This window comes from Bradyrhizobium sp. GCM10028915, from assembly GCF_042666195.1.
Taxonomy (GTDB): domain Bacteria; phylum Pseudomonadota; class Alphaproteobacteria; order Rhizobiales; family Xanthobacteraceae; genus Bradyrhizobium; species Bradyrhizobium canariense_D.
In genome coordinates this window covers 1-701 of sequence record NZ_JBHTFN010000041.1, presented here as the reverse complement: position 1 = coordinate 701, position 701 = coordinate 1, and the positions used below count along the sequence as shown (strand labels likewise).

Annotated in this window: 1 protein-coding gene; it reads left to right on the top strand. The window is 64.2% G+C overall.

Annotated features, from left to right (window positions below; all coding sequences use genetic code 11):
• A partial coding sequence (locus ACFQX9_RS18285) for a porin (RefSeq protein ID WP_377789952.1) occupies positions 1–701 on the top strand: 701 nt, incomplete at both ends.

The window sequence follows — 701 nt, the reverse complement described above, 5'->3', positions numbered from 1 at the left end:
AACCGTCTGACGAACTACTACACCATGCGCGCTCGTGAAGATCTCAACATCGACACGCGCACCGCGACCGAGTACGGCGTCGTCCGTACCTTCTTCGACGGCGTGTTCTCCTGGACCACCGGCAACTACAACGGCACCGGCAGCGCGACCGGCACGACCGCCTACAGCAGCACGCTGGCCCTCAACACCTCGGGTGCGGTCCCGGCTCTCGTTGGTTCCTCGATCAACGGCACCGATGGCGCGACCTCCGGCGGTTCGCTCGGCGTGTACTACGCCTTCATCCAGTTCGCTGGCTTCACCATGGGTAAGGCCGTGTCGCAGTTCGACGCGCCCTGGACCAACTATCCCGGCAACAACTTCGACGGTCTCGCCGGCGGTTCCGGCACGGTCACTGGTGTCAACCAGTTCTCCTACACCGCTGACTTCGGTCAGGGCGTGACGGCGTCGTTCTCGGCTGAAGATGCGACGGCCTATTACCAGGCCGGCAACCTCAACTTGAGCGGTGCGGCGGGCCTCAGCGGCGTGACTGGCGCCGCTTATGGTTCGAATGCCATCGGTGGCTCGCGTTCGCCGAACCTCGTTGGTATGGTCCGTGTCGACCAGGCTTGGGGTCTCTTCCAGGCGTCGGTGGCTGCGCATGACAACCACGTTGCCTACTACGGCGCGACCGAGGCGACTGGCCATCCCGACGACAAATGGGG